The organism is Neobacillus sp. FSL H8-0543 (assembly GCF_038592905.1).
In the GTDB taxonomy this organism is placed as follows: Bacteria; Bacillota; Bacilli; order Bacillales; family Cytobacillaceae; genus Neobacillus.
This window is the reverse complement of record NZ_CP151943.1, coordinates 3,201,161-3,220,906: the sequence shown is the minus strand read 5'-3', so window position 1 is coordinate 3,220,906 and position 19,746 is coordinate 3,201,161. Positions and strand designations below refer to the sequence as shown.

Sequence of the window (19,746 nt, the reverse complement as noted above, 5' to 3'; positions counted from 1 at the left end):
TTTTGTCCTTAAGCGAGCTCCTTAAAGACATTTCACTAGTTTCCTTGTTGGGTTTTGTCCTTAAGACAGCTCCTTAAAGACAGTCCACTAGTTTCTTTGTTGGGTTTTGTCCTTAAAACAGCTCCTTAAAGACATTTCACTAGTTTCCTTGTTGGGTTTTGTCCTTAAGACAGCTCCTTAAAGACAGTCCACTAGTTTCCTTGTTGGGTTTTGTCCTTAAAACAGCTCCTTAAGACAGTTCACTAGTTTCTTTGTTGGGTTTTGTCCTTAAGACAGCTCCTTAAATACATTTCACTAGTTTCTTTGTTGGGTTTTGTCCTTAAGACAGCTCCTTAAAGACAGTCCACTAGTTTCTTTGTTGGGTTTTGTCCTTAAGACAGCTCCTTAAATACATTTCACTAGTTTCTTTGTTGGGTTGTATAATAAAAATAAACCATGGCGATCAGTGCCTGTCGCTGTTCGCGATGGTTTATTTTTCATACTCCTGGTTCCAGCTAACTCTTTTAATTAATTTCATTTGGCCCAAACACTCGATCTCTGATATTAGTTTTTTCCTTTGTCAGGATTCGGGTTTCTAAAGTGGTTCTCATTTTTGGTGCAAGTAATTCACAATTGGCTAATTTCTTCAACTCTTCTATATTTTGTTTCTCCGCATGTAGAATGTTATTGACTTGTTCAATGGTCCAATGTGGATAGGGACGATCAATTAGCATAAACGATTGGCCCTCTTCTACATATCCCTCTTTTAGTACGCGAAAATACCAGCCCGTTCTACCTGTATTTTGTATTAACAATGCTAAGTTTTTGGTTTTAAATCTTCGTGCTGGTTTCCAGCAGGGTTGTCTTGGCTGTGAAACTTGAACAACAGCCTCGCCAATTTGAAAGGTATCGCCAATCGAAACCATTTCCTCTGTTAAATGTTCCATAACAAAATTTTCACCCATCCCCCCTTCAGCGATATGGGAATTTCCGAGTTCCTTTTGCCAATAGGTATAATGTTCAAATGAATATGCAAATACAGCCTTTTCAAGTCCGCCATGATGTTCCAAATCTGCTTGTCCGTCCCCTGTTAACCCTGTTTTCCCGACCCAGATAGAGCCTTGAACCGGTTCTTTAAAAATCCCGCTCGTCCATTCACGCTCCATTAGATTTGCTGCCATTTTAGAGCCAACTGTTTTCGGTTGACCTGCAAAAATTGATTTTAATAAGATGTCCATCGCTGTTTCCCCCAAGTAAATTTATTGATAACATTACCCCATCCTAATTTGCATGCTATTTGGCTACCCTTATGGCTCTCTTGCTCTAACTTCAGTTGCCAACAGGTTCCATTGGCTACTGGTGTGAATCTTTCGTCCCAGCTTCAGTAGTCAATGGCTCTATTGGCTACCAGTGAGGCTCTTTCGTTCCAGCTTCAGTAGCCAACAGGCTCTCTTAGCTACCAGTAAAGCTCTTTCGTGATAGCTACAGTCGCCAATAACCTTCAATGGTTAAGGCTAATTAACTTTTAAGATAGTAGCTACTTGTTATAGTTCTTAATTGTAGTCTGCCAGCCATCTGATTCTGCAGTTCCATGAAGTTTTTCGATGATGGCTTCTACAGAAGGCTCCATTCCTTTATGATAGGTATCTATCTCTATATCATAAACTTCATTTTGCTGATGAACATACTCAAGTTGTTTCTTCGCTTGTCCGAAACTCCGATCTCGCCTTGCCTTTTCTCTCTGTTCTAGTTCAGCCTCAGGACAATGAACTCCCACAAAAAACACAGGATATTCTCTTAGCGTTTCATAACAATCCAGAGTTGTTTCATTATCATGCAGAATTTGGTCTACCACAAGATTTATCCCTTTGTCCGAAAACATCGCAATCGTACGGTGAAAAAAGTATTCAGTTGCAACAGGTATTAATCTGTCGTTAACCCTATCCTCCATGCGTTCAATGACCAGGTCAAAGTCATCAATACTCAGATGAAAATAGCCTGGAAGTCTCTTTACCAATTCCATTGATAATGTACTTTTCCCCGAACTAGAAACTCCATTTAATAAAATGATTCTCCCCTTTTTCATTTTCATTCCCTCCTCGATTTATCTGAAAATAATATCTATTATAATTTATTTACTTACTTTTTGAAATTTCTTTTGAGTGCAGTGCCTGCCATCATTAACCAAAACAAAAGAGAGAGATTTCTCTCCCTCTTTTGCCGATAATATTTTAATCAACCAGCTTTAATGAAATAATTACTTTAAATAAATCCCCATCGACATCAATATTGAAACTGCCTTCATGAAGGTCAATAATTGATTTGACAATCGCTAGACCAAGTCCCGATCCTTCTGTGTGGCGTGAGGTATCTCCGCGTTTAAACCGTTCGAACAGTTCATCGTTGTTCTCGCTAAGCTCATATTTAGAAATATTTTTAAATGTAATGATTGCCTGATTTTCCACTGTTTTTACTGAAATAAAAACACGTGAATTTTCTATTGAATATTTAAGGATATTTTCAATTAAATTATCAAAAACACGCCACAGTTTTTGTCCGTCAACAGAGGCGTAAATAGGATTATCCGCTTTCGTCACTCGGAATTGCAAGCTGGATTCTTCTATCGTGTCATTGTGCTCTGCGAGTGCCTGTAACAAGAGCTGGTTTATATCAACCTTTTCTTTTACCAGTTCAATGCTGCCGCTTGCCATTTTCGACACTTCAAATAAATCATCAATCAACACCTTTAACCGCTTTGATTTTCGGTCGATAATTTCAAGATAAGCTGTTCTTTCTTCCGGTGAGACTTCCTCTGTTTTTAGTAACTCAGTATAGGTGATAATCGAGGTTAGTGGTGTACGCAGGTCATGGCTCACATTTGTTATAAGCTCTGTTTTCAGACGCTCGCTTTTTGCCTGTTCCGATTGAGAGTGTTTCACACCCTGTTTTAACTTGTTAATATTGCCTGCAAGCTTGTCTAGTACCGTATTTCCATCTACTGGAAGGTCCTCCCCATTTATCCCAACAGCTAGCTCATTTGTTTTTTCAACAATTCTGTTAAAATAGCCAATTTTTTTCGCCACCTCTATGCTAAGTGGAAAGCCTACCACTGCAAGTATCGCCATATAGAACACGGCAAATAAGGGGTCAAGCAAAACAAGCATAGCCAATGCACCGATTAAAAATACCGCTAAAAACAAAAAGAACACTTGCGATCCCGTACTTTGATCCAAAAATGCTTCTTTAAAGTTCTGCTTAGCGTTGCGAAATCCTACCTTTATCCACTTCCATGCAAATTGAGTGAGACTCTTATCCCACTGTTTTTTTACATTAGGCAAGTCCTTAAGTTCTGCAGCGAAGAACTTCCCTTGAACTACCGCGAGTGCCAAGAAAATGGTTCCAAAAAATAGACATATCACTACCTCGCCTCCGAAGGTGTAGGGATCTTCATTTATATACAGTACTTCATTGCCTACAACAACTATTAAGGTAGCTGCCACCACTGAAGCTAAGAGAAAAAGGACAGCTTTATGTCAATCGGAATCTTATTATAAAATGGCCTCAAATTTTCTATATCAGCCGGAACGGCCTTTGCCTTTTTTGCTAGAAAGAAGCACAAAATGAGAAGAGCCAGACTAACCAGGCTGAACATTAGCAAAGTTAATTGATCCTGTTGGTATTTTTCAGACTCTACCATAATTCTGCTCGATAAAGGTACCGATTTAGCAACCCCAATTTCACCTTTTAACGTCCCCGAACCTTCTGGAAATAGTGATTCAGCCAAATTTTTATAACCATCCATACTACTATAAACATTGAAATTTTCGTCATCCAGTACCGGATAGCTGGTTAGAAAAAACATATCATCACGATTTAACTTAACCGGTTCATCTTTGGATGTCTCCAGATTTGTAAAGACCTTTTCTGTATCAGTATTTTTTATATAATAAGTAAATCCAGTTAGGTAATCCAAATATTCCGATCGGTATGTTTCCCTTTCCCGAAAGTATTCTTCAATTTCCCTTTCTTTTTCCTGTTTTACTTTTGTCCTGACATACTCATTACTAGAAAGGTTAGTGGTAACTTCATATATTTTCGCATCTCTTTCCTTTTCATACCCGCTAATTGCCTCTTCGTTATTTGATTCTTCGGCTTCCTGAATGAGGATTCCATATTGATCTTTTATTTTTACAATTTGTTCATTCAAGTCCTGATGTCTATAACGATAGTCATCTATTTCGTCATCGGTCACTGTTACAGACTTCTTTGCTTCCTCCACCGTTGTTTCGTTTAGCTCGAACATGTTTAAATAGGCTGTAATCTGATTGAGCTCATTCTGAAATTGTGGAGTTTGAAAATAGTCCTTATAAATATAGTTAGACCATGATACAAAAAAGGCTAGGATTCCGCTTAGAGAAAATGTTAAAAGGAAAGCCCAGAGACCAAGTTTTATGCTACTTTTCCATTTTGTAGCCAATTCCCCACACCACCTTTAAAAATCTCGGATTCTTTGGATCAATTTCAATTTTTTCTCGGATTTTCCTGATGTGGACCGCTACTGTATTTTCCGCATTATAGCAAGGCTCTTTCCATACCCGCTCATAAATTTCATCAATGGAAAACACCCGACCAGCGTTTGTCATGAGTAACTCTACAATTTTGTATTCTATCGGCGTAAGCTTCACCCACTCACCATGAGCGGTCACTTCTCTTGCAGACTTATCCAGGGTTAAACCGTTAAGGTCGATTACTTTTTTAATCCCTTCATATGTACCTAAAGTGACAAACCTCCTGAGTTGAGACTTCACACGGGCAACAAGCTCCATTGCATTAAAGGGTTTGGTGACATAGTCATCAGCACCCACCTGGAGGCCTAATATCTTATCCGTATCCTCACTTTTTGCACTTAAAATAATGATGGGGATATTTTGCTTCTCGCGAATTTTAAAGGTGGCGGATATACCATCAAGCCGAGGCATCATGATATCTAAGATAATAAGGTGAACTGGATGGTCATTTAAGATTTCCAATGCTTCAATCCCATCCTTTGCTTTTAACACGGTAATCCCTTCATTTTTCAAATAAATTTCGATAGCATCGCGAATTTCCTTTTCATCATCTACTACTAGCACAAAGTAATTGTTCATGTTACCCCCTTCTAAGCACTAATCTATCATTAATTGTAAACGGAAAGTCTTAACATTTAGGCAGAGAAATTCTTAAGAATTTCTTAAGGTCTTGTGAAATCCAGATGGGCATTTATGTAATCTCTAAATCTATTATGCTAAAAAGTTAGGGATTGAGGAAGTGGTTAAACGAATTGATAAACGTTTTATCCACCGGTCAAACTAAAATTGAAAGAACTTGATTGTTTTTTCCTATATTTTGTTGGAAAACGAAGGATTTTTGAACGTTATTGATTGTTTATGAATATTTTTGATTGATTTTATATATATATAAAAGTACAATATAACTAGCAAGTAAAATGAAAGCGTTTTAGGAGGCGGTAATATGTTAGAACCAGAACGCCATAAAATTATTATAGATGCATTAAAGAGTAAGAATACGGTCAAGCTTCAAGAGCTTGTTGAGTTAACGAACTCATCAGAATCAACCATTCGCCGTGACCTCATCCAGTTAGAACAAGAGAATTTTCTTAAAAGGGTCCATGGCGGGGCTGCTAGGCTTCAGGGGAAACTTCAAGAGCCGAGTATGATAGAGAAATCCTCCAAAAACCTTCAAGCAAAACGGCAAATCGCTCAATATGCTGGTGGTTTAGTGGAAGAAGGAGATTGTATTTATCTAGATGCTGGATCAACTGTGTTTGAAATGATTCCTTTTCTTCCGTCCAATATCGTTGTTGTAACGAATGGCCTAACACATACAAATGAACTTCTTGAGAATGGGATTAAAACCTATTTAATCGGTGGATTTGCAAAGCCAAACACAAAGGCAATCGTTGGTCGCGGGGCCTTGGACAGCCTTGAACATTACCGTTTTGACAAGTGCTTTATGGGAGTTAACGGCATTCACCCTCAATTAGGGTACACAACTCCAGATCAGGAAGAAGCGATGATCAAGCAACGAGCTATTTCTTTATCTCGAGAAGCCTACGTCATTGCCGATGCAACAAAGTTCTCTGAAATCTCCTTTGCAAAAATAACAGACCTTAACAAAGCAACCATCATTACAAATGAACTAGACGCGGATACTGAGGAGCAATTTAACCACAAAACAAAAATAAAGGTAGTGACACCATGATCTATACAGTAACGTTAAATCCTTCACTCGATTACATCGTTGAACTTGACCAAATAGCATTAGGTGAATTAAACCGAACAAATAAAGAAACGAAATTCCCTGGTGGTAAAGGGATCAATGTATCTCAAGTCTTAAAAAGATTAGATGTTAACAATAAAGCGCTTGGTTTTCTAGGCGGATTTACGGGTGATTATATTGAATCTTACTTACATTCCCTTGATATTCAAACTGAATTTGTCAGAATCCCAGAAGATACCCGCATAAATGTAAAACTTAAATCTGAAAAGGAAACAGAAATTAACGCAAAAGGACCTAGTATAACAGCAGAAAACTTCGAAGCCTTGAAGAGTAAAATTCGTGAGCTTACAAATGCTGATCTACTCGTATTAGCTGGAAGCATACCTTCCTCTCTGCCCGATAGTACGTACGAAGAGCTTGTGAAAATATGCAATGAAAATGGTACAAGATTTGTTGTAGATGCCGAGGGTGATTTATTGAAGAAGGTGCTTCCCTTCAAACCATTCCTAATAAAACCAAATCATCATGAGCTTGGAGATTTATTCAATACCGAGATAACTTCTTGTGAAGAAGTCATCCCCTATGGAAAAGAACTTATAAAAAGCGGTGCGCAAAATGTCATCGTCTCACTAGCCGATAAAGGTGCTGTCCTGATTACGAAGGACAAGGCAATCATCGCTAGTGTTCCAAAAGGTAAAGTTCAAAGTTCAGTTGGTGCTGGAGATTCAATGGTAGCTGGATTCCTTGCTACGTATGAAAAAACAAAAAGCATCGAAGAGGCCTTTCGTTTTAGCGTGGCTGCAGGAAGTGCCACTGCTTTTTCTATCGGTTTATGTACCCATGAGAGTGTAGAAGGTTTGTTATCACAAGTGCAGCTGACAAATCAATAAAGAGGAGAATGAAGATGAGAATAACAGAGCTTTTAACCAAAGACACTATTAATCTTTCATTAAAAAGTGCTCAAAAATCTGGTGCGATTGAAGAATTGGTCCAAGTATTAGACTCTGCGGGTAAATTAACTAATCGATCTGAATTTAAAGAAGCAATTTTAAAAAGAGAAGAACAAAGTACAACGGGTATTGGTGATGGAGTCGCTATTCCCCATGCAAAAACAAAAGCGGTAAAGCACGCCGCCATTGCCTTTGGAAGATCAGTCAGTGGCGTGAACTATGAATCTCTTGATGGTCAACCTGCACATCTCTTCTTTATGATTGCAGCAACAGACGGAGCGAACAATACACATTTAGAGGCACTCGCTCGCTTAGCCACTTTATTAATGAAGGAAGAGGCACGGAAACAGCTTCTAGAGGCAAAGTCGGAGCATGAAGTACTTACAATCATTGACAGCTATGACCAAGATGAACAAGCCGAGGAGCAATCAATGGCTGGGAAAAAACAGTTTATTGTTGCGGTAACTGCTTGTCCAACTGGTATCGCCCACACGTATATGGCAGCGGATGCGCTAAAAGCAAAAGCAGCAGAAATGGGAGTTGACATTAAGGTCGAAACAAACGGTTCTGGCGGGGCCAAAAATATTTTAACAGCTGAAGAAATTAAAAATGCTGTTGCCGTTATCGTGGCTGCAGATACGAATGTGGAAATGAATCGTTTTAACGGCAAACATGTCATTGAGGCACCTGTAGCAGACGGCATTCGCAAATCACAACAATTAATTGATAGAGCACTAAAACAAGATGCACCTGTGTTTCGTGGAAATGGAAAGTCCAATCAAGAAAACCCACAAACTAATAGAGGCGTGGGAGCAACCATTTATAAGCATTTAATGAGTGGTGTTTCAAACATGCTTCCATTCGTTGTCGGCGGTGGTATTTTAATCGCTATCAGTTTTATCTTTGGCTTTAATTCTGCTAATCCCGACGATCCTAGCTATCATCCGATTGCCGAAGCGTTAATGACTATTGGCGGTGGAAATGCATTTGCCTTAATGGTTCCCGTATTGGCAGGATTTATCGCCATGAGTATTGCTGATCGCCCAGGATTCGCAGCTGGTATGGTTGGTGGTATGTTGGCTACAAGCGGTGGCGCTGGTTTCCTAGGTGGTCTCGTGGCAGGTTTCTTAGCTGGTTATTTAGTCATTGGTTTGAAAAAATTGTTTGCTAGTCTACCATCATCTCTTGATGGAATTAAAACCATATTAATCTATCCATTGCTAGGTATTGCTTTAACCGGATTTATTATGGTGTTTGTCGTGAATAAGCCAGTTGCAGCGTTAAATACAGCCATTTCTGAATGGCTATCAGGTCTAGGAACTGGAAATGCAATTTTGCTAGGAATCATTTTAGGATTGATGATGTCTTTTGATATGGGTGGTCCGGTCAACAAAGCTGCCTATGTATTTGGTACAGGTTTATTGGCAAGTGGTGTGTATGGTCCAATGGCAGCGATTATGGCCGCTGGGATGGTTCCTCCGTTAGGAATTGCGATTGCCACCACCATCTTTAAGAACAAGTTTAGTAGTCAAGATAAGGAAGCAGGAAAAGTAAATTATATTATGGGATTGTCGTTCATTACAGAGGGAGCAATTCCATTTGCCGCTGCAGACCCGCTTCGCGTTATCCCCTCTGTAATGGTAGGTTCAGCAATTACTGGTGGCTTATCGATGATGTTCAACATTGGACTTCGTGCCCCACATGGTGGAATATTTGTGTTTCCACTTGTTGATGGTAATTGGTTGCTATACCTACTAGCCGTAGTAATTGGAGCAGTTGTCTCAGGGTTACTCATCGGATTCTTGAAAAAGCCGGTAACGAATTAAGGAATAACTTTCAAATAAAAATCCCGATTTTCCACTTTAATTGGAAATCGGTTTTTTATTTTTTAGGCTATGTTTAAAGTCATTGTTAATTTTACCAATTATGAATAAGACCGATTGAAACCGACAAACCTATCTTTGCAATGGTTAATTATTTCAGTAATCTATTCGTGTCTAGGGGTGTATCATGGAAAATGTATTTGATTATGAAGATATCCAATTGATTCCAGCAAAAAGTGTGGTAAATAGCCGTTCAGAGTGTGATACCACTGTAACGTTAGGTGGAAATACTTTTAAACTGCCGGTGGTACCTGCAAATATGCAGACCATAATAGACGAGAAAATAGCTCTTTTTCTCGCGGAAAACGGTTATTTTTATATAATGCATCGTTTTGAACCAGAAAAGCGACTTTCTTTTATTAAAGATATGAAATCACGGGGTTTATACGCCTCTATTAGTGTGGGCGTTAAAGATGAAGAGTATCGATTTATACAACAATTAGCTGAAGAACAGCTTTCACCGGAATACATTACGATTGATATTGCACACGGTCATTCAAATGCTGTGATAAAGATGATCAAGCATATTAAAAAGTACATACCAGAAAGTTTCGTTATTGCTGGCAATGTCGGAACTCCAGAAGCAGTCAGAGAATTAGAGTATGCCGGTGCAGATGCAACGAAAGTAGGTATTGGCCCTGGGAAGGTATGTATTACTAAGATTAAGACTGGCTTTGGGACTGGTGGCTGGCAATTAGCTGCTCTAAGGTGGTGTGCAAAGGCAGCAAGTAAACCAATTATTGCTGATGGGGGTATTCGCACAAATGGTGATATTGCAAAATCGATAAGATTTGGTGCGACTATGGTTATGATTGGCTCATTATTTGCAGGACATGAAGAATCTCCCGGAGAAACATCTGAAAAAGATGGCAAACTCTATAAAGAATACTATGGCTCAGCCTCAGAGTTTCAAAAAGGTGAAAGAAAAAATGTAGAAGGCAAGAAAATGTTAGTGGAACACAGAGGTTCCCTAATAGATACTTTGATAGAAATGGAACAAGACCTTCAATCCTCTATTTCTTATGCAGGTGGAAACAGATTGGAAGCAATCCGTCTTGTAGATTATGTCATTGTAAAGACTTCAATCTTTAATGGTGATAGGGTCTATTAATTGTTTTGTTTAAATAAAAACAACAGTCGCTATGAGTGGTTCATAGTGACTGTTACAGTTGGACTTCGATAGAGCGTTGGCCAGGTACTATTTAAAAACAACTTCCCCTATACCCAAATCTGTAGTTAGGTTAATGATAACATCGGCATCTTCGTATGCCTCATTAACATAAACCCCATCCCCTTTGGATAGTAAATCACCAAATTCTGCCGTTCCAATTCCTTTAGAGGATTCAATTTTCACCCCGACCTCTTTTGGAAGAATGACAGTTGTTTTTCCAACACCCATTTCTAAAGAAACATCAAAGCTTTCTGTCCAGTTTCCACCAAGGTCAATCGTTATATCACCCACGCCAGCATTGACTTCTAGTCCACTAAGAATTAAGCCCTTCAAATCTAAGTTGGTTTCAGAAGCACCTGAATTTACAGTTAAGTCAGTGGGAATTTCATCATTTAGATTAATGCTCCACTTGTTTTTTTCCTCACCTAGGTTAAAGTTGTCAAGTTTCCCATTCCCTTGATCAATTACACCAATTCCTTTATCCCCTTTTAGCTTATAAGAGACTTCAGGCTTTAATTTCTTACTATAATCAATGGTGCCTTCAACCCATTCCGCTGAACCTTTTTCGATCGTTAGTTCTCCGACTCCCATGTTCAGTTCAAGCTTCAGTTCCTTTGCCTTATCCTTCTCGATGGTAATGTTACTGGTTCCCGCTTTTCCATCGCCATTTGCAAATAGTCCACAACCTGATGTCAATACAAGAAAAGATACAGCAATGACTCCCAATAAATGTTTCTTTTTCAAAATCCTTACCTCCCGTTTATTTAACCTTACCATCATTGTATAAAAACCAATCAGGTTGGAAAAACGGCTTTAGCTTTAAATATAAATAAGACCTGAGGCTGAATGGGGTTCTGTTTTTATGGTTTTACATATATTCCCTCACTTGAAGTTTACCATATTACTGGATTCTATTACGAGAATGAAACCAATGGTGACAGGCACCACCTAGTACCTTCATAATAAAAGTCATTTATCCACAAGCTATAAGTTACGACCAAATCTCAAGGGGTGTGTCTGTCGTTCACAATATTTACGAATAGTATAAGTAGTTTAAGTTTTCTTAATAATTCTTTACACTCCCTTAATTAACATTCCTTTGGTGAGTACCTATAATCAAAGTTGTAAGTTACTAAACTACCGATAAAAGGGAGAATGATTATGGACCGTCGTTTATTTTTAACCTATGTAGGAAGTAGTACAGCCGCAATTGTTGCAGCGTCAACAGGGATTGGGGCCTTAACAGGTAACGCAATGACTGGAAACCACTTAATGGATGGACAACCATCAGGGAAGGGAAAACCGCTTACCACACCTTTCAAACCAATTAGTCGGACATGGGAAAACGATATCGTACTGCCTAACGGATACAACTATAATATTATTGCTTCTTATGGTGATGTCATTAACTCAAAGGGTGAAATATTCGGAGACGCTGCCGACCTTACAGTCTACTTCCCTATTGATAGTTTACAAGGTGGAAATCATTCCGAAGACGGCTTAATCTGGGTAAATCACGAGTTTCCAGAGCCTGGAAACTACATGGAGATGCTTGGAATAGATCCATCTACTTTTAAAAAGCAAAATCTAGCAAACTACCCTGAAATGCTAAAACTTGAAAAAGAAGCAGTTGGTGGTTCTGTTATACATGTTAAGAAAGAAAAAGGTCGTTGGAACCTTATTCAAGATGATACATATAACCGCCGTGTAGATGGTACAACTCCCATCGAACTTACTGGTCCAGCACGTGGAAGCCAAGCGGTAAATGGTGCAACTAGCGTTGTTGGATCATTAGGAAACTGTAGCGGTGGACGCACATTATGGAACACTGTGCTATCTTGTGAAGAAAACACGGAATATGGCGATGACTATGGCTGGCCAAACTTTAATGATAATCATTATGGTTGGGTGGTTGAAGTAGATCCTTTTGACCCTAATCGACCGGTTCGCAAGCATACAGCACTGGGGCGATTTGCCCATGAAAATACAGCAATGGGCCAAACCAAAGACGGAAGGGTTGTTGTATATATGGGTGATGATAAAGGTGATGCCTGTTTCTACAAATTCGTAAGTGCTAAAAAATTCAACCCCAAAAATCGGGAAGCCAACTTTGATATTTTAGAAAGTGGAACCTTATATGTTGCCAATCTTAGCAAACAAAGCTGGGTGGCACTGGATTATGCAACGAATCCCACGCTTCAAAGCAAATATGCTAACCAAGCCGAAGTTTTAACGAATGCACGTGAAGCTGGAATTCTTGTTGGAGGAACGAAATTAGATCGTCCTGAAGATGTAGAAATTCATCCACATGATGAAACGGTCTTTTTAGCTTTAACCAATAACACAGGACATGGGAATTTCCATGGTCAAATTATACGCTTCGCCCCTACTAATGGCGATCATGCGAGTGATACATTCACATTTGAAGTTTTTGTTGCTGGTGGGGAAAAAACTGGCATTACTTGCCCTGATAACCTTCACTTTGACAGCAAAGGAAATCTTTGGGTAGTAGAAGATTACGGTGCTACTGAAACGAATGTTTATGCTGCCTATAAAAACTGTGGTGTATTCATGATTCCAACCGATGGAAAGAATTATGGTGAACCTCATCAATTCGCCTCAGGTCCTAAGGGGAGTGAATTAACAGGTCCATGGTTAACTCCAGATGAACGTACATTTTTCATTGATGTACAACACCCATCTACCTGGAATCAATACCCTGGTTATTCATTCGGACGCTCTTGTTTAGTAGCCATCCAAGGTGGAAGCTTTAAATAATGATGAAATAGGAAACCTGAGTTTCTGAATAACAAGGTGTAAACATGCAGGTTAGTTTACGCCTTGCTTATTATTATGGAAGGAGTTTTCAAACCATGGTTGTTGTTTGTTCAGACCACGTCAAGGATGCTTTGAAGTTTATCTTTCTCCCTCACGTTAAATTGATCGGAGAGGAAGAAACGGTTAGTTCCCATTGTCATCTTTGTAATAAGGAAGCAAAGTATAAGCTTTTTAATTATGTCTGCCAAAGGAATAAAGGGAAACAAGCTATCTAAAAGGAGGAGTTTTTATTGTTTCAGAACATAGGTATTCCTGGTTTAATTCTCGTCCTTGTGATTGCTCTAATCATTTTCGGACCTTCTAAATTGCCTGAATTAGGTCGTGCAGTGGGTTCCACACTCAAGGAATTCAAGAAATCAACGAGAGATCTTGTTTCTGATGATGAACCAGTGAAAGAACAGGCGAAGAAGAATGAAGAGAAAACCATTTGATCAATTAGTAAGGTAGATGTAAGCAATTTAACAGGCTTACATCTTCTTTTTACGAATGGAGGGCTATGATGCATAATCATGAATTGGACCTTATTGGTCATTTTGAAGAATTACGAAAACGGCTTATTTTTACCCTAGGAACTTTTATGCTTTGGTTTATTCTATCCTTCATTTACGTACAGGATATTTATAACTGGCTGGTTAAGGACTTACAAGTGAAACTGGCTGTATTAGGACCAAGTGATGTTTTATGGGTATATTTGATTCTGGCCTCGGTCATTGCCATTTCAGGGACAATCCCAATGGCTGCCTATCAAATTTGGCTGTTTGTTCGTCCTGCACTGAAAGATACAGAGCGAAAGGTCACCTTGGCCTATATTCCCGCTCTATTCCTTCTATTTATTATTGGGATAAGTTTTGGCTATTTTGTTATTTTTCCGATCGTATTTCAATTCCTTCTCTCTATGTCAGAGGGGATGTTTATGACCTTCTTTACGACGGAAAAATATTTCAGGTTTTTAATTCATATGACCCTTCCCTTCGGATTTTTATTTGAACTTCCAGTGGTGATCATGTTCCTAACAAGTCTAGGAGTCTTAAACCCCTACCGCTTGCAAAAAGTGCGGAAGTACTCCTATTTTGTCTTAATTTTAACAGCCGTTTTAATCACCCCTCCAGATTTTCTATCAGATATTTTGGTAATCATCCCACTCATATTTCTATATGAGTGCAGCATTTTATTATCAAAGGTTGTATATAGGAAAAAACAACAAGTAAACGTTGCAGCATAAATCCCATAAGAAAGAGGTCTTGATCAAATGAACAAGACCTCTTTTTAGGTTAATAAATTCCTGGCCTATTGCTTATTAATTCTGAAAAATAGGAAATAATGATACTATCAAAATAGAACGATGCAAAAAAGAGATCAAGTTAGAGATTTGAGAGGAGATCAAATTTGAAAGTTAAACAATTAATAGCAAACAATATTAACAAATTAGACACCGCACTGCCGAGTGATCAATCGTTAGGAATTGCTGGTTTGTCTGGATCAGGGAAAACCACTTTTTGCCAAACGATTGGGGAAGAATCTAAGAAGCGACTCGTTTCCTTATTGCCAAAGGCGGAATACCAGTACTTATTTTCCAATATTATGGAAACTAATTTCAGTGCCATCAAAATGGAGGAAATGCCTTTAGTCCTTTTTCTTGGGAAAGCCTCAATTTCATCCAATCCTCGGTCAACCATTGGTACACATACGGGCGCATTCAAAGAGATTCGCGATCGCATAGCTGAAAAATATCATCTATCTCCAGAAGTATTTTCATTTAATAATCCATTAGGCTGGTGTCCTGATTGTAAAGGGCGCGGTACAACCAAAAATGTTGAATGTCCGAAGTGTTATGGCAGGCGCTATAATCAAGATATTGAGCAATATACGATAGATTTATTTGATAAACCACATACAATTTCAGATACTAACAACTTAAGCATTGAATCCATTTTTTCATTAGCTGACATTTTACATATTAGTGAAGCGAAACAACATATTCTCAAAAATATTATCAATATGAATATCGGTTACTTAACCTTAAATCGGATTATGGGTACATTATCAGGCGGAGAAATAACACGGCTTTTCTTGGCAGAATTCATGGCTACTAGTGAAAATACCGTTATTATTATTGATGAAATATCTGTTGGACTTGATCACCAAACACTGTTGAAAATTCTCGATCAGATTAAACAATTAGGCTATAAGAATCAAATTTGGCTAATTGATCATTCTGACACGGTACTTGATGCAACCGGTAAGCAATTGTTCTTTGGCCCTGGGAGCGGTAAATATGGTGGGAAAATCGTTGAAGAATCACCACGTCCAAAACCAATTCCTTGGGAACGAAATCCAGTAATACCAACAGAATTTTATCAATTTCATGATCTTTACTACCGTAATATTCAAATGGAGGAAATCCAGATTCCCAAAAATAGACTAGTCACCTTTACGGGTGAATCTGGATGCGGGAAATCTACCCTTGTTAATGAGTGTATCGCCAAGGATTTTCTGAAACGTTATCCAAAAGACAAATTGGTTGTCGTTGGCCAGGACCGAAATCAATCAATTACCAGTCGGTCAACCGTTGCGACGTTTCTTGATATTAAAAAGAAACTCACAAAATATAGCGATGATATTGATGATATATTTCAGCGCTCAATTGAAGATATTATTGAAGAACTACCAAATGAAGATATCGCACATAAACGCCTGAGTTTATTGATTAAACTTGGACTTGGTTATTTGACTTTAGAGAGACAAACAAAAACCTTATCTACGGGTGAATTTCAATGTGTCCATTTAGTTTCTGAACTCTTTGCTAATACAAGAAATCCCCATACGCTGTTTATTTTTGACGAGCCTTCAAAAGGTTTATCACAAAATATATTAAACCAATTCATTGATAGTGTAAGGGTCATACTGGAGGATGAATCTGTCAGTATCCTGATGATTGAACATAATGCCTATATGCTTGAAAACTCTGATTTTATCGTTGATTTTGGTAAGAGACAGTTTGAGCCAGTCAGACAGCTTGATGTGATTAGTCATGCGGATTATTATCGTCAAGGACCTAGTGAAGATGGTGATTCTACATTACAGATTTCATCGACACTAACGCCCAAAAATGGTGTTCACTACTTAAATGATAATCATATTGCCTATTTTAAAAATGCAGAGAATATCTATAAGGGTGGTATCTTAAAAAGCTTATCATCCATGGCCCGTTTGATTTATGGAGAATACGAGTCTGACACGATTGCTCCCGTTATTGCGATCGATCTTGAAAGGCATTTGTATAGTCAATATAGTTTTCTCTATGAAATGGGTGGATTGATCAATCATATTGTCGCTGCACATCCAACTAATAAAGATACAAGAAGTTTTGATTTCTATAATCAAGACAATCATTGTCCATGTTGTTCGGGGCGTCAAGTAATTGAAAAATTTGATTTTGATGTGGTAATTCAAAATAAAAACGTGCCATTCTGGGATGGTTTATTACATCCAGATGTGATGGAGGTATTAAAATGGTATCAATACCCAAAGTTGCAATTCTTATTTGATGAGATTAAGAATGAACTGGGTCACGATATCAGTAAGAGCTTTAATGAGATGACAGAAGCCGAAAAGCATACCTTTTTATACGGCTATTGGGAGAAGTCATTTTATGATAAAGCAGGCAAAGCACAAAGAACCTGGGAAGGCTTTAATTTAATCCTTGGCCGTTACATGTTTATCTCGAAATCCATTATTAAAGAGCAGATGAAAGCATCAAAAGAGATGATACCCTGTCAAGTCTGTCACGGAACCGTGCTTAACCATCATAAAAAGCTAAAATATGGTGACACGGATATTCGCGAGCTTATTCAGCAACCGATTGACCAAGTCATCAAAACAGTTGGGAAATTACCTGAACTGGTAAAACTAAAAGCGATTGTTGGCGGCGAGATGTTACTTACGGAAGAGGTTTCAGTACTTCCTAGGGAAACACAGGTAAGGTTGAAAATGTTTGAACTGGAACTAGCAAGCTTTGTTGGTTATGAAATGGTTTTACAAAATGTCTTACCATTCTGGGACAAGATTAAAGGCAATATTGAAGCAATAAGCAGTGAAAATCAGATCACCATCTGTGATTTTGCCAATATTATTGAAACAAGAGAAACCATTATTGATAGGTATTTCACTAATGGAAAATACAAAAAGATAACCTATGTCTATGAAGCGTTTGGTTACAAGAAAATTGTTACCCTAATTAATAAGATAAAGGCAAGTCATCCATGTCCATTCTGTAAGGGAAAGAAAGTCATTTCAGAGGATGGCGTCCATGATGGCGTGAATAAATTATCGTTACCCTGTGTAAGTTGTTATGCGAGCGGCATCAATGATGAAGGGCGTAAGGAAATCGTCGAGGGTATCGACGTACAAACGTGGCTAACGGGTACAGTAAGGGATGTTGTTGCTGATAATCTAATTACTGAAGAGGTTGCAGATATTCCAATTTTCAATCGTATTCGTGAGTTGAATAAACGAGATATGATGGCGGTATATCAATGTTTGGTGGAGAACAGTTAAATAGTAGATAGTAATCAAAAACTCATTTGCAATTTCATCATTGCAAATGAGTTTTTTTAGATTGCTTTATTATGATATATTAAGTTTCTTCGAGCTAGGGTTTGTCGGGGTGACAGGCACCAGATTAGATAGAATAGTCCTCAGGTATGAATACCCTTAGGTTTTTTGGTTTTACATAGACTTGATCACCTGTTTTTAACTGCAGGCTTCGAAAGTATTCTTTGGTTAGTTCAGCTTCAAGAAACTCTCCAGTATCTTTTCGGATTAGTTCAAGACGTACAACCGCTCCGACTAAGTGAACATGACTTATCCCAGCGGCGACTGACGTCGTACTTTGCTCAAGTTCAATGCTTATATCATGAGGTCGGACATATCCAACTGCTTCAATATTCTCTGTTCCTAAGAATTCAGGTGCATCTACAATAAAATTCCCTTGTCGTAATTTCCCTTTTTCCAAACGTCCTTTAAACAAATTAACATTACCTAAAAAGTTATAAACAAACGGGCTATTCGGATGTTCATAGACTTCCTCTGGGGTTCCAATTTGCTCAATCTTCCCTTCATTCATGACCACTATCCTATCTGCAACGTCGAGTGCTTCCTCTTGATCATGAGTCACAAAAATACTGGTAATTTCATATTCATCATGTAACTTTCGTAACCATCTACGAAGATCTTTCCGTACTTTCGCATCTAATGCTCCAAACGGTTCATCTAACAACAGGACCTTCGGCTCAACCGCTAACGCCCTCGCTAAAGCCACGCGTTGCCGTTGTCCTCCTGACAAATGTGAGGGATACCGATCGGCAAAAGCCTCTAATTTTACTAACTTCAGTAAATCCCCAACCTTTTCGGCAATCTCTTGCTTGGAAGGACGTGTTTTTCGCGGTCGCACTTTCAAACCATAGGCAATATTATCAAATACGGTCATATGGCGAAACAAAGCATAATGTTGAAAGACAAAGCCTACTTTTCGCTCTTTTGTATGAATATGGGTAATATCTTCTTCTTCAAAAAAAATGGTTCCCTGATTCGCCTCCTCCAATCCGGCAATGATCCTAAGGAGAGATGTTTTACCAGAACCAGAGGGTCCTAGGAGCGCAATCAGTTCACCTGTTTGAATATCAAAATTAATTTGATCAAGCGCTTTAAATGTTCCGAATGATTTTGAGATATTATTAATTTGAATACTCATCCTAGGAACTCCCTTCTTCAGAAATGATTGATTTTTTTGCCTTCCACTCAATAAAGTTTTTCACCACTAACGTAATGATCGCGAAAAACGACATGAGTGAAGCAACAGCAAAGGCTGCTGAAAATTGATATTCATTGTATAAAATTTCAATATGGAGAGGCATCGTGTTGGTTAACCCACGAATATGCCCTGAAACGACTGAAACCGCCCCAAATTCTCCAATGGCACGTGCACTGCATAGAATAATTCCATATAATAATCCCCATTTAATATTCGGCAGGGTCACAAATAAAAACGTCCTCCATCCGCTTGCGCCCAGCGTTAATGATGCCTCCTCATCCGCCGTTCCTTGTGCTTGCATCAGTGGTATGAGTTCGCGGGCTACAAACGGTAAGGTCACCAAAAGGGTTGCCAGAACAATCCCTGGTACAGCAAAGAGAATTTTAATATTATGATCCAAGAGCCATGGTCCAAACACTCCATGCGAACTAAATAATAGGACAAACACTAAGCCCGCAATAACGGGAGAAATCGCAAACGGAAGGTCAATAATCGTAATCAGAATACTTTTTCCCCTAAATTGAAATTTCGTAACAACCCAGGCAGCAGCAACTCCAAATACAGCATTAAGTGGGACAACAATTAGGGTAACGAGCAAGGTTAACTTGATAGCTGATAAGGCATCTGGATGGCTAATCGCTGAGAAAAATACAGCGCTCCCTTTATCAAAGGCTTTTACAAAAATGGCTATAAGCGGTATTACGAGAAATAAAAATAAGAATCCTAAGGCAATCGTAATCAGTCCCCAGCGTACAAAACGTGATTCAGGAGCTCTGTTGGAATGATTCAACGGTGGTCTCGAATATTGCAATGAAACATTTCCAGCCATTCTTT

At 38.6% G+C, this 19,746-nt stretch carries 16 protein-coding genes; 8 read left to right on the top strand and 8 right to left on the bottom strand.

Features of this window, described 5'->3' with window-relative positions; genetic code table 11:
• Positions 1 to 503: 503 nt before the first annotated feature.
• From NSS81_RS15985 to NSS81_RS15965, 5 genes are all read right to left on the bottom strand, one after another.
• Entirely contained in the window at positions 504 to 1,217 is a 714-nt protein-coding gene (locus tag NSS81_RS15985) for an MOSC domain-containing protein (RefSeq protein ID WP_342429670.1), read from the bottom strand.
• Between the two features lie 299 nt (positions 1,218 to 1,516).
• Entirely contained in the window at positions 1,517 to 2,065 is a 549-nt protein-coding gene (locus NSS81_RS15980) for an AAA family ATPase (RefSeq protein WP_342429669.1), read from the bottom strand.
• A 145-nt stretch (positions 2,066 to 2,210) separates the two neighbouring features.
• Positions 2,211 to 3,479, bottom strand: a complete 1,269-nt coding sequence (locus NSS81_RS15975; RefSeq protein WP_342429668.1) for a HAMP domain-containing sensor histidine kinase — start codon at positions 3,477 to 3,479, stop codon at positions 2,211 to 2,213.
• Positions 3,480 to 3,487: 8 nt separating this feature from the next.
• The gene (locus NSS81_RS15970) at positions 3,488 to 4,456 is read right to left on the bottom strand and encodes a hypothetical protein (RefSeq protein WP_342429667.1); all 969 of its coding nucleotides are present in this window, start codon (positions 4,454 to 4,456) and stop codon (positions 3,488 to 3,490) included.
• Entirely contained in the window at positions 4,434 to 5,126 is a 693-nt protein-coding gene (locus NSS81_RS15965) for a response regulator transcription factor (protein WP_342429666.1), read from the bottom strand. Before NSS81_RS15965 ends, NSS81_RS15970 begins: the two co-directional genes overlap by 23 nt.
• 364 nt (positions 5,127 to 5,490) lie before the next feature.
• On the opposite strand from NSS81_RS15965, the gene NSS81_RS15960 reads away from it, so the two are divergent.
• From NSS81_RS15960 to guaC, 4 genes are all read left to right on the top strand, one after another.
• Complete coding sequence (locus tag NSS81_RS15960) at positions 5,491 to 6,240, top strand: DeoR/GlpR family DNA-binding transcription regulator (protein WP_342429665.1); 750 nt, start codon at positions 5,491 to 5,493, stop codon at positions 6,238 to 6,240.
• The gene (pfkB, locus tag NSS81_RS15955) at positions 6,237 to 7,148 is read left to right on the top strand and encodes a 1-phosphofructokinase (protein WP_342429664.1); all 912 of its coding nucleotides are present in this window, start codon (positions 6,237 to 6,239) and stop codon (positions 7,146 to 7,148) included. The genes NSS81_RS15960 and pfkB overlap by 4 nt, the downstream gene beginning before the upstream one ends.
• 14 nt (positions 7,149 to 7,162) lie before the next feature.
• On the top strand, positions 7,163 to 9,034 hold the full coding sequence (locus NSS81_RS15950; protein ID WP_342429663.1) for a fructose-specific PTS transporter subunit EIIC: 1,872 nt from the start codon (positions 7,163 to 7,165) through the stop codon (positions 9,032 to 9,034).
• Between the two features lie 184 nt (positions 9,035 to 9,218).
• Positions 9,219 to 10,202 (top strand): GMP reductase, encoded by a 984-nt coding sequence (gene guaC, locus NSS81_RS15945; protein ID WP_342429662.1) that lies wholly within the window; start codon positions 9,219 to 9,221, stop codon positions 10,200 to 10,202.
• Positions 10,203 to 10,289: 87 nt separating this feature from the next.
• Here the strand turns inward: guaC and NSS81_RS15940 are convergent, their stop codons facing one another.
• Positions 10,290 to 11,006: a toast rack family protein gene (locus NSS81_RS15940; protein ID WP_342429661.1), complete on the bottom strand. Its 717-nt coding sequence runs from the start codon at positions 11,004 to 11,006 to the stop codon at positions 10,290 to 10,292.
• A gap of 417 nt (positions 11,007 to 11,423) precedes the next feature.
• Here NSS81_RS15940 and NSS81_RS15935 point away from each other — a divergent pair, with 417 nt between their 5' ends.
• The 4 genes from NSS81_RS15935 to NSS81_RS15920 all read left to right on the top strand — a co-directional run bounded on the left by NSS81_RS15935 (position 11,424) and on the right by NSS81_RS15920 (position 17,657).
• Entirely contained in the window at positions 11,424 to 13,040 is a 1,617-nt protein-coding gene (locus tag NSS81_RS15935; protein ID WP_342429660.1) for an alkaline phosphatase PhoX, read from the top strand.
• Positions 13,041 to 13,330: 290 nt separating this feature from the next.
• Positions 13,331 to 13,531, top strand: coding sequence for a twin-arginine translocase TatA/TatE family subunit (locus NSS81_RS15930; protein WP_342429659.1), 201 nt, complete (start codon positions 13,331 to 13,333; stop codon positions 13,529 to 13,531).
• 68 nt (positions 13,532 to 13,599) lie between these two features.
• Complete coding sequence (tatC, locus tag NSS81_RS15925; RefSeq protein WP_342434045.1) at positions 13,600 to 14,322, top strand: twin-arginine translocase subunit TatC; 723 nt, start codon at positions 13,600 to 13,602, stop codon at positions 14,320 to 14,322.
• Between the two features lie 164 nt (positions 14,323 to 14,486).
• Entirely contained in the window at positions 14,487 to 17,657 is a 3,171-nt protein-coding gene (locus NSS81_RS15920) for an ATP-binding cassette domain-containing protein (protein WP_342429658.1), read from the top strand.
• Positions 17,658 to 17,781: 124 nt separating this feature from the next.
• On the opposite strand, the gene NSS81_RS15915 is transcribed toward NSS81_RS15920, so the two are convergent.
• Together NSS81_RS15915 and cysW are read right to left on the bottom strand one after the other, a co-directional pair.
• Entirely contained in the window at positions 17,782 to 18,852 is a 1,071-nt protein-coding gene (locus NSS81_RS15915) for a sulfate/molybdate ABC transporter ATP-binding protein (RefSeq protein WP_342429657.1), read from the bottom strand.
• Between the two features lies 1 nt (position 18,853).
• On the bottom strand, positions 18,854 to 19,741 hold the full coding sequence (cysW, locus tag NSS81_RS15910; RefSeq protein WP_342429656.1) for a sulfate ABC transporter permease subunit CysW: 888 nt from the start codon (positions 19,739 to 19,741) through the stop codon (positions 18,854 to 18,856).
• Between the last annotated feature and the right edge of the window lie 5 nt (positions 19,742 to 19,746).